General features: G+C 27.4%; 8 protein-coding genes, 2 tRNA genes and 2 rRNA genes. 9 read left to right on the forward strand and 3 right to left on the reverse strand.

Annotated elements, in window-relative coordinates:
* Window positions 1-177 precede the first annotated feature (177 nt).
* The 4 genes from rrf (BUB01_RS22205) to BUB01_RS22220 all read left to right on the forward strand — a co-directional run bounded on the left by rrf (BUB01_RS22205) (window position 178) and on the right by BUB01_RS22220 (window position 705).
* Window positions 178-295, forward strand: a 5S ribosomal RNA gene (gene rrf / locus BUB01_RS22205).
* A gap of 6 nt (window positions 296-301) precedes the next feature.
* Window positions 302-377 (forward strand) — tRNA-Lys (locus tag BUB01_RS22210).
* Between the two features lie 128 nt (window positions 378-505).
* Window positions 506-623, forward strand: a 5S ribosomal RNA gene (gene rrf, locus BUB01_RS22215).
* Between the two features lie 6 nt (window positions 624-629).
* A tRNA-Lys gene (locus BUB01_RS22220) sits at window positions 630-705 on the forward strand.
* 90 nt (window positions 706-795) lie between these two features.
* Here BUB01_RS22220 and hydF read toward each other — a convergent pair.
* The gene (hydF, locus tag BUB01_RS22225) at window positions 796-1998 is read right to left on the reverse strand and encodes a [FeFe] hydrogenase H-cluster maturation GTPase HydF (protein WP_072993853.1); all 1203 of its coding nucleotides are present in this window, start codon (window positions 1996-1998) and stop codon (window positions 796-798) included.
* 302 nt (window positions 1999-2300) lie between these two features.
* Window positions 2301-2546 (reverse strand): TM1266 family iron-only hydrogenase system putative regulator, encoded by a 246-nt coding sequence (locus BUB01_RS22230; RefSeq protein ID WP_072993856.1) that lies wholly within the window; start codon window positions 2544-2546, stop codon window positions 2301-2303.
* A gap of 415 nt (window positions 2547-2961) precedes the next feature.
* On the opposite strand from BUB01_RS22230, the gene BUB01_RS22235 reads away from it, so the two are divergent.
* Both BUB01_RS22235 and chbG read left to right on the forward strand, forming a co-directional pair.
* The gene (locus BUB01_RS22235) at window positions 2962-4212 is read left to right on the forward strand and encodes an ABC transporter substrate-binding protein (RefSeq protein WP_072993859.1); all 1251 of its coding nucleotides are present in this window, start codon (window positions 2962-2964) and stop codon (window positions 4210-4212) included.
* A gap of 15 nt (window positions 4213-4227) precedes the next feature.
* Window positions 4228-4983 (forward strand): chitin disaccharide deacetylase, encoded by a 756-nt coding sequence (gene chbG, locus BUB01_RS22240; protein WP_072993862.1) that lies wholly within the window; start codon window positions 4228-4230, stop codon window positions 4981-4983.
* A gap of 14 nt (window positions 4984-4997) precedes the next feature.
* Here the strand turns inward: chbG and BUB01_RS22245 are convergent, their stop codons facing one another.
* Entirely contained in the window at window positions 4998-5741 is a 744-nt protein-coding gene (locus BUB01_RS22245) for a signal peptidase II (RefSeq protein ID WP_072993865.1), read from the reverse strand.
* A gap of 150 nt (window positions 5742-5891) precedes the next feature.
* Here BUB01_RS22245 and BUB01_RS22250 point away from each other — a divergent pair, with 150 nt between their 5' ends.
* The 3 genes from BUB01_RS22250 to BUB01_RS22260 all read left to right on the forward strand — a co-directional run bounded on the left by BUB01_RS22250 (window position 5892) and on the right by BUB01_RS22260 (window position 8809).
* Window positions 5892-6695, forward strand: coding sequence for a class I SAM-dependent methyltransferase (locus tag BUB01_RS22250; RefSeq protein ID WP_072993869.1), 804 nt, complete (start codon window positions 5892-5894; stop codon window positions 6693-6695).
* 116 nt (window positions 6696-6811) lie between these two features.
* On the forward strand, window positions 6812-7615 hold the full coding sequence (locus tag BUB01_RS22255; RefSeq protein WP_072993872.1) for a pyruvate, water dikinase regulatory protein: 804 nt from the start codon (window positions 6812-6814) through the stop codon (window positions 7613-7615).
* A 264-nt stretch (window positions 7616-7879) separates the two neighbouring features.
* Window positions 7880-8809, forward strand: a complete 930-nt coding sequence (locus BUB01_RS22260) for a patatin-like phospholipase family protein (RefSeq protein ID WP_072993876.1) — start codon at window positions 7880-7882, stop codon at window positions 8807-8809.
* The last annotated feature ends 902 nt before the right edge of the window (window positions 8810-9711 follow it).

A 9711-nucleotide genomic window follows, 5' to 3' on the forward strand; every position in this document is an offset into this window, starting at 1 on the left:
CATGTTCAGCTGACTCATACTAATAGATCGAGGGCTTGACCAAAATAAAAGGTAATTAACAAAAACTAAGATTTATATATGCAATTTTCAGAGAACAAACTCTGAAAAAGGAAACTCAAAAGCTTTGGCTAATGAGTATTATTTCAAAAAGAAATCTAAGATTTCTGTGAAATAGCATCTGGTAATGATGCGTAATTTGGTAACACCCGTACCCATTCCGAACACGACGGTTAAGCAAATTACGGCTGATGGTACTGCACGGGAGACTGTGTGGGAGAGTAAGTGGTTGCCAGGTTTGTATGGTTCACTAGCTCAGTCGGTAGAGCACATGACTTTTAATCATGGTGTCCGGGGTTCGATTCCCCGGTGAGCCACCAAAGCTTCTCTATAATTTGAGTAGAGAAGTTTTTTTATTGATAAATAGATATATTAAGAAAAAAGACTCCTTAGTTAAATCTAATGAGTAAAGTCTTTTGACAAAATTAAGATTTTGAAAAGATTAATATCTGGTAATGATGCGTAATTTGGTAACACCCGTATCCATTCCGAACACGAAGGTTAAGCAAATTACGGCTGATGGTACTGCATGGGAGACTGTGTGGGAGAGTAAGTGGTTGCCAGGTTTATATGGTTCACTAGCTCAGTCGGTAGAGCACATGACTTTTAATCATGGTGTCCGGGGTTCGATTCCCCGGTGAGCCACCAACTATTACATATTTGATTAAAAAAGTACTTACTATTTAATATAGTAAGTACTTTTTTTAGATAATAATGAAAATAATCGAATTCAATTATTTATTTGTTTATTTCAGGGAACATAGAAGTAACTCTGTCTAAAATACCATTAATATGGGCTATAGCAGTACCAAAGTTAGTTATAGGAATATTTGAATCTTCAGATTTAACCAGTCTAGACATAAGTTGCTTTCTGGTGAACATACAACTACCACAATGAATTATAAGTTTAAAATCATTAAGATTTTCAGGAAAATCTACTCCGGTTAAGTTAACAAAGTTGAGATTACCACCAACTTTTTCTTCTAACCAAGTAGGAAGTTTCTCTCTTGCAATATCACCTTTTAATGCATGATGAGTACATGCCTCTGCAATTAATATTTTGTCACCAGGTTTTAAGGAATCAATTGTTCTAGCTCCTTTTACAAACATATCTAGATTCCCCTTATATCTAGCCATTAATATTGAAAAAGATGTTAATGGAACATCAGATGGAATAATGGAATTTACTTTTTTAAAGATTTGAGAATCCGTTATTACTAAATCTGGCTTTTCATTTAATATTGATAAAATATCAGGTAGTTCGCTATCCTTAACGGTTAGAGCCATAGCATCATTATCAAGAAGATCCCTAATAATCTGAACTTGAGGTAGAATTAATCTTCCCTTAGGGGCTTGAATATCTTGTGGTGCTACTAAAATAACCTTTGCTTTAGGCTTTAGTATATCTCCTACTAGGGTAATATTTTCGAAGTCTATTGGAGCATTTCTAATTATAGCTTGTTTAAATTCAGTAATATTATGCTTATTAGTAGCACTTACTCTAACAAAGTCTATTGGAAAGTCATTTCGTAATGAATTTTCATCTAAGGGATAAGTGTCTATTTTATTTATAACACCTATAACTGGAATTTTTTTCTCTCTTAATGTATCATACCATAGTTTTTCCTTAGAAAAATTAGTTGTTTCTCCTGTAAATAAAAGTATAGCTAAATCAGTTTTATCCATAACTTCTTCAGTCTTTTTGATTCTTAATTTTCCTAAAGAGCCTTCATCATCTAATCCAGCAGTATCTATTATTACTACAGGACCTAATGGGAGCAATTCCATAGATTTAAAAACAGGGTCTGTTGTAGTACCAGGTGTGTCTGATACAAGTGATATAGATTGATTAGTTAATGTATTTACTAGACTTGATTTGCCTGCATTTCTTTTTCCAAAAAAGGATATATGCAATCTATTTGCTCTAGGTGTATCTAGCATAAAATCACTCCTTTATATCAAAAATAATATTTTAATATTTATTTATATTAATTTAGAGCTCAAAATTATGGTTACTATATTCCGGTTACACTTAAATTGCTTTACAAGTTGTTTTTATTAAAATTGTTAAATGTAAGAGAATGTATAATTTTTTGATTTATTATGTGTATACTAAATCAAAAAATTAATAATTAATTAGTTATAGTAAACATTATTGGTTTAATAATTTTTTAGCCATTAATTATGAACTATTTTGGTCTACATTATATTATCATAAAACTCCTTTAAATATTATTTAATTATTATCTCTTAGTAATTGCAGATTTAACATTAACAAAAGGAATCTTTCCTAGCTTACCAGTAAGAGCACTTATCTCGTCAGTAGTACCGTCAACCATTATTGATATTAATGAGATATCCTTTTCTTTATAAGGTAAGCCCATTCTACCAATTATTATTGATGAATGTTCGTGAAGTATAGAATTTACATTTGGTGCACTTAATAATTTTTCAATTACAATAGCTATAACTCCAACCCTATTTTCCATAAAAATCCTCCTAAATAAGAAATAGCGCCGCTTAAGCTTAAAGGCGCTATTATAATATAAAACTGATATTTTAGTTTTACTTATTGACAAAATATAACGCATATCCTTTTGCTTAGAAAATCCTTGCAATTAGAAAAAGATAGTTAATTTTAAATACCGTTGATTAATGAAAATCTTAAAAAACCGAATCTAAAATTTTATAATTATAAAATATATTTTACTTGTATTATAATATTATATCAAGTTAATATTTAGTATTAATCTAGAGATTAAATTAATTATGAATACTTTTATATAATATTTTAATAATAAATTATATAAGATAATTTATTATTAAAATAAGTTAATATATATAATTTAGAAATATATGTGGTAAAATTAAACTAGGGCATATCAGAAGATAGGAGTGACAATATTGAAAAAAATAATAACGGTAATAATATCAGTTTTAGTACTTATGTTTTTTGTTACAGTACTTGAAAATAATAAAAGTTATTCAAACAATGATATATCAGAAAATAAGCTTATGGTTTATTCTACTTATGATGAACAAGTACTTAAGTATTTAAAGGATGAATTTAAGGCTAAAGCAGGTATAGATATAGATTTTAAGGTTTTTAATACAAGTAAAGATTTAGAAAACACTTTAAAAAAAGAAAAAGGCGCTCCAAATGCTGATTTTATTTTAGGAGGTGATAGTAATTTATACAAAAGGTTATCGAGTGAAGGGTTACTGGAAAAAAATTATCCAAGCTGGTGTAGTGATATTGATGGCAAAGATAAGGATAAAGATGGATATTGGTATTCATGTAGTAAGCGTATATTAAGTTTATTTTATAATAGTGAGTCACTTAAAGATTTTCCAGTAATAACGGATGTACAATCATTAGGTAATCCAAAATATAAAGGACTTATAACAATAGAAAAACCTGAGGAAAATACAACAAGAGCTTTAGTAGCAACAATACTTTATCCATATTATAAAAGTGATAAGTTGGAAGATGGCTTTAAAGTTTTATCATCAATTAAGGCAAACATAAAGCCAGAATATGTTGATTATTCAAAACTTATAAGTTCCATAGAGGCTAAAGAGGCTGGGATAGGGTTTGCAGAAATAGATAAAATAAATAAAGCAAAGATTAAAAATAATACACCATTAACTATATTAAATAGTGATAAACAAATGATCATGATTGCTGAAGGTTGTGCAATACTTAAAAATTCTAAAAATATTAATACTGCAAAATTATTTGAAGAGTTTTCTGCTGGACCTAAGGTGCAGTTAGAGCTTGCAAATAAATTTGGTATTATTCCAGTTCACAATGTAGCATTAAATAATTCACCAAACAATATAAAGGATCTAAATAATAAAGTTATAAATCAAGATGAGATTAACTCTAATATAGATTCATGGATTGAGAGGTGGAATGCTTTAACTGTAGAACCTCCAAAAGAAAATATAACAAACAATAATAAGCAGGTCATAGAAAATAAGACATATAATCAAGTTACGGAGAATAAAACGTACAATCAGGCTACAGAAAATAAGAAAGATAATAAAGTAGATAATAAGCAACAAATTAAAACTAAAGAAGATGAAAGTTCTAAGAATAAAAATCAGAACTCAGAAGGTGAAGAGATAGATAAAAATCAAAATTGGGAATAAGGTGGGGGAGAATTTATGAGATTAATTATTAATGCTGATGATTATGCTTTAACAAAAGGTGTTTCAGAGGGAATAATTCAAGGAATTAAAACTGGAGTTATAACTGATGCAACAGCAATGGCAAATATGGAGTATTTTACTGAAAGTATTGAAGTTGCGAAAAGGGTTGGTATTTCTAAAATGGGAATCCATTTTACATTGACTGCTGGAAAACCAGTATCACAATGTGAGCAAATGAATACAATTGTAAATGAAGAAGGTTGTTTTTATAAACTTAATGAAATAACACCTGAAAATATTGATTGTAAACAAATAGAAAAAGAATTAAGAGCACAGCTTGATATGTTTTTAAAGACAGGAATGACTTTAAATCATATAGATAGTCATCATCATATATATGGCTTTAATGATGAGTTATTTGAGATTGTAGCAAATTTGGCTAAGGAATACAATGTTCCTATGAGATGTCCATTTGATAAACATAGGGAATTGCTTAAAAGAATTGGGGTTAAAACTACGGATAAATTTATAAAAGATTTCTATGGTGAAGATATATCAGAAGAAATGTTAATAAATTTACTAGAGAATAATAAAGATTTCAAAGGTAGTATTGAAATAATGGTACATCCAGCAATTGTAGATAATGAAATATTACAAAAAAGTTCATATAATAAAGTTAGAGAGAAAGAACTGAGTATATTAACAAGCAAGAGAGTGTTAAAATATATAAAAGACAATAATATAGAACTTATAAGTTATAGTGATTTATAGAAAGGGAAAGTTAATTACTTTCCCTTTTTTGTAATATCACATTTTATGAAATTCAAGAATTTCGTAAGACTTTCAATGTCATCTTTAAGAGATGTTTCTTGGTCATTTTTGAAGTATCCATTGAAGGATATAGTGAGTACAAAGAATAGTATAGCAAGATTTATATAAATGTCTTTAAAGTCAGCTATAAATAATGAACCAATTCCTATAAAATCTAAACTTCCACCATAAAAAATTTTATCTATTAGAGAACATAGACAGCCTGAAATTATAAAAATAAAGCACATATCTGACCAAAAATCTTTATGATTATTAAAAATGTAATATCTATAACCTTCTATAAATAGAAAAATTGCTATTATATTTAGTACTATAAGTGCAGTAAAACTTACACCAGCACTAAAGCGTGCATTTAACCATGAACCTTGAGAGTTTATAATTGGACTAAACGAAATAAATTTAGGTATTATATAAAAATTCTTATTAAAATACCAAGTATTTATTACTAGCTTTAAACCTTGATCTAATAACATTAATACAATAAACAATTTAAACATAGTTTTTGACTTAGCGCCAGATGCTGATTTAGTACCAATGTAGTAAATAAAAGCTCCACTAATAGCGAAAAATAAAGTCAATAATAAATTCATAATGATATCAAAGGTTGAATTAATCCTTCCTGATATAAGTTCAAATCCAAAGTATAACAGCCACATAAGAGGCAAAATGCCTATTGCTATAATTTTTTGCTTATTCATATATAACCTCCAATTAATATACTAACACATAAATAGATATTACCATATTAATCAATTTAAACAAAGAAATTAATTTGATTATTGTAAAATAAAGGGATATAATTTATGAGATGTCATAACTGTATTAATGGTATTAAAGGAGTTTTTTATATGAGAAATGTTATAAAGGAATATTATGATCAAAATTGCGAACGCGAGTGGAAAAGACTTGAAGATCCCTATGCTAGGATTGAATTTTTTAGTACTTTGTATATGATAAAAAAATATTTCCCGGAGAATGGTAGAGTACTTGATATTGGAGCTGGGCCTGGTAGATATTCTATTGAATTACTAAAAAGGGGCTATAAAGTTAGTTTGCTAGATGTATCTGACAAATGTTTAAATCTTGCTGAGAAGAGAATAAAGGACCTAGGATTACATGCGGAAGAATATATATGTATGGATATTAAAGATTTATCTAATAATATTTGTGAAGAGTATGATGCAATTTTGTTAATGGGGCCTATGTATCATAGTCATAATAAAGAAGAACGCAAAAAAATATTAATAACATGCAAAAGACTTCTTAAAAAAGATGGAGTAATATTAATTTCTTATATAAACTCATTTGGGGTTTTAAAAGCTGGAGTTTCTGAATTTCCTGATATATTCAATTCTCTAGATGAGGCAGATAAATATTTAGGGGAGCTTAAATTATCAGCTCAGGAAGGATTTACTGAAAGCTATTTTGCAACTCCTAATATAGCATTGAGCGAGGTAGAAAGTAGTGAGTTTAAAGTATTAAGTTATGCAGGTGCTGAAAGCTTTTTAAGTGGATTAGGTGATGTAGTGACTAGACATTATATAGAGAATAGAAACATTTACTTAAATCTTTTAAAATTAGCAGTTGAAAGATGTGAAGATATACAGTTTAGAGATGCTACAGAGCATTTAATAATAGTTGCCCAAAAGTAGTTTGAAGTTTCAGAAAAATATTGTCATAGAATATTTAATGCTTTAAAATTAAATATGATTAATGGTTAATAGCAAAAGAGATAATAATTTGCAGAAGAGGAAAGAGGGTATAGAGAATGTTAACAATTTTTGCAGTGTCAGATTCAATAGGAGAAACAGCAGAGCAGGTTGCAGTAGCAGCTGCCAGTCAATTTAAAGAAAATGTAGAGGTTAGAAGAATACCATATGTAAAAACGTTAGAAGATGTAGAAGATATAATGAAAAACATAGAAGAATGTGAAAGTGCTATGTTAGTGTCTACTATAATAACTGTAAGTGTAAGAGAATATCTTACCCAGAAGTGTATAGAAAAGAGTATAAACATAATAAATGTATTAGGACCAATAATTAATGTAGCTTCTAGTATATTAAGGGTTCATCCAGATTATAACCCAGGGGCTATGTGGAATACTGATGAAGTATATTATAAGAGAATTGAAGCTATGGAATTTGCTATGCAATATGATGATAGTAAAGATTATAGAGGGTTAAAAAATGCTGATGTGGTTTTAATTGGATTATCGAGAACATCAAAGACTCCATTATGTATGTATTTAGCTAATAAAGGTATAAAGGCTATAAATATACCTCTAGTTCCTGAGGTTGGAGTTCCTAATGAACTTTATGAAATAGATAGAAAAAAAATATTTGGATTAACTATAAATCCGTTACAACTTATAGAGATAAGAAAAAAAAGGTTAGATAAATTCCATAGGATATCCTCTGAAATAGAGTATGCATCAGATGCTAGAATATTAGAAGAATTTGAGTTTGCTGATAAAATAATAAGAAGAATTGGATGTAAGACTATTGAGGTAACACAAAGAGCTATAGAGGATACAGCATTGATAATAATGGATTCTATAGGTTATGAAAGATAAAATAAAAGAAGTCATGAGATAGGGCAATATCTCATGACTTAATTTATAAATAAAGAATTTTAATAAACTGGAGATGTTATAAATTCCTTATCTATAACATTAATTAGTATTTTCAAATTAAAGATAAATATACATATAATTAAAATGAAAAGATTAAAAAGACACATTTGTGATTATAATACCAAATAAAGAATAACTATATCAAAAAAGGAAATAGATGAATATGGTGTAGTATGGGATATAGGTATATTAAGAGGTGGTATTATGAAAGTTGGGTTAGTTTTAGCTGGTGGAGGAGGAAGAGGTGCTTATGAAATTGGTGTTTGGAAAGCATTGAAAGAACTTGGAATAGATAAATATATACAAGTAGTATCAGGAACATCCATAGGTGCATTAAATGCAGTACTTTTTATACAAGGAGATTTAGAGTTAGCAGAAAAAGTTTGGTACAGTATATCAAATGAGGCTGTATTGCCTACAAATAATATTGATTTACTAAAGAAAGGGATATTATTAGCTTTGGGAGCTAAAAACATAAATTTTGTAAAAAAATATATTCCAAAGGCATTAGAACAAGGGAATATATCTAGACAAGGTTTAATAGATGTTATGGATAAATATATAGACTTTCCAAAAGTAAAAAATTCAAATGTGAAGTGTTATGCAGCTTGTAGTGAAATTCCAACTGTAAAAGCAAGATATTTCAGAATAAATGAATATGAAGAAAATAAAATAAGAAAAATTTTATTGGCTACATCAGCTATGCCTGTGGTTTATGAATGTGAAGAAATAGACAATAGAAAATATGTAGATGGTGGGATGGTTGATAATGTACCTATACAACCGGTATATGGAGAAGGCTGTGATATAATAATTGTGGTATATTTGGATAAATTTCCGACATTGGAACGAAGAAAATTTCCTAATACGAAAATAATAGAAATTATACCAAAAGATATGGACTGTACAGTTATTAATGGAACATTTAATTTTTCTCAGGAATGTATACCAAAAAGAATTCAGCAAGGATATGAGGATACAATATATTTATTAGAACCTATCTTTGAACTTTCAAAATATAAGTTTATTAAAACGCCTATAGAAACAGTAAGTACTGTAAGTAGGAATATAATAGATTTAGTAGGGAAAATGTGTAATAAATCTAAGGATCAAGAAAGCATAGCTAATGAATAATAATTTATTTTCAAAATTATAAACCTAACAACTACTTAATATTACTTAGTGTTAGGTTTTTATTTATTAAGGATGTATTTAATTAATTATATATGTTGTAATTAAAATTATATATACAATATTTGGTTACTGTATATAACTATTTAACTATTTAAATAGTTGCTCTTTGTAGAGCTATTTTTATTAAGAGTAATTTTTTTATTTAATGCAACGTATATATTATAAATAATTAATTCTGTAATATTTATACTTAATATACCATCTGAAGTTATTTTAAATATTGTCTTTTAATATACTAAAAAATATTACGAGATTATTTCCGCTCAATTTAGCAAATAAAATATAGTATATAGTAGATGAATATTAAAAATATTATAATTAGCATAGTTTTATAAAGATGGTTTTACAGTATTAAATTAAAATACATCCTAAAGTGTTAATGGGGATTTATAAAATTAGTAATTTTCTAAAATTTGTAGAGATATACTGAACCAAACAAAGAACTCATTATTAATGAGAAATCCCTTAATATAAATTTATTAGGAAAATAAATAATTATTACATTATAAAGTACAAAATATAAGATTTTTAAAATTAAATTGTAAAAAATATATAAAAAAGGATTATATATTTATAAGGGGAATAAACTTTTCCTGGTGTATCCTATGCTGAAAAATAGAGAAAAATAAAGTGTAGTTTTATAAAATTAAAATAAATAAAGCAAATTTTAAATAAGTAAATAAATAAAATTTATAAAGATGATATTATAAAACACGTCGCTAAAACATAGAATTTTAGGACAAGCCACTTCAATAAATTTTAATATTAATAAAATGATAAAACATTAGAAAAGTATTAAAAAAATTGTTGACATGAAAGTGAAAAGGTGGTAACATAGTAAA

The sequence above is a fragment of the Clostridium cavendishii DSM 21758 genome (assembly GCF_900141845.1).
GTDB classification, from domain to species: Bacteria; Bacillota; Clostridia; order Clostridiales; family Clostridiaceae; genus Clostridium_AG; species Clostridium_AG cavendishii.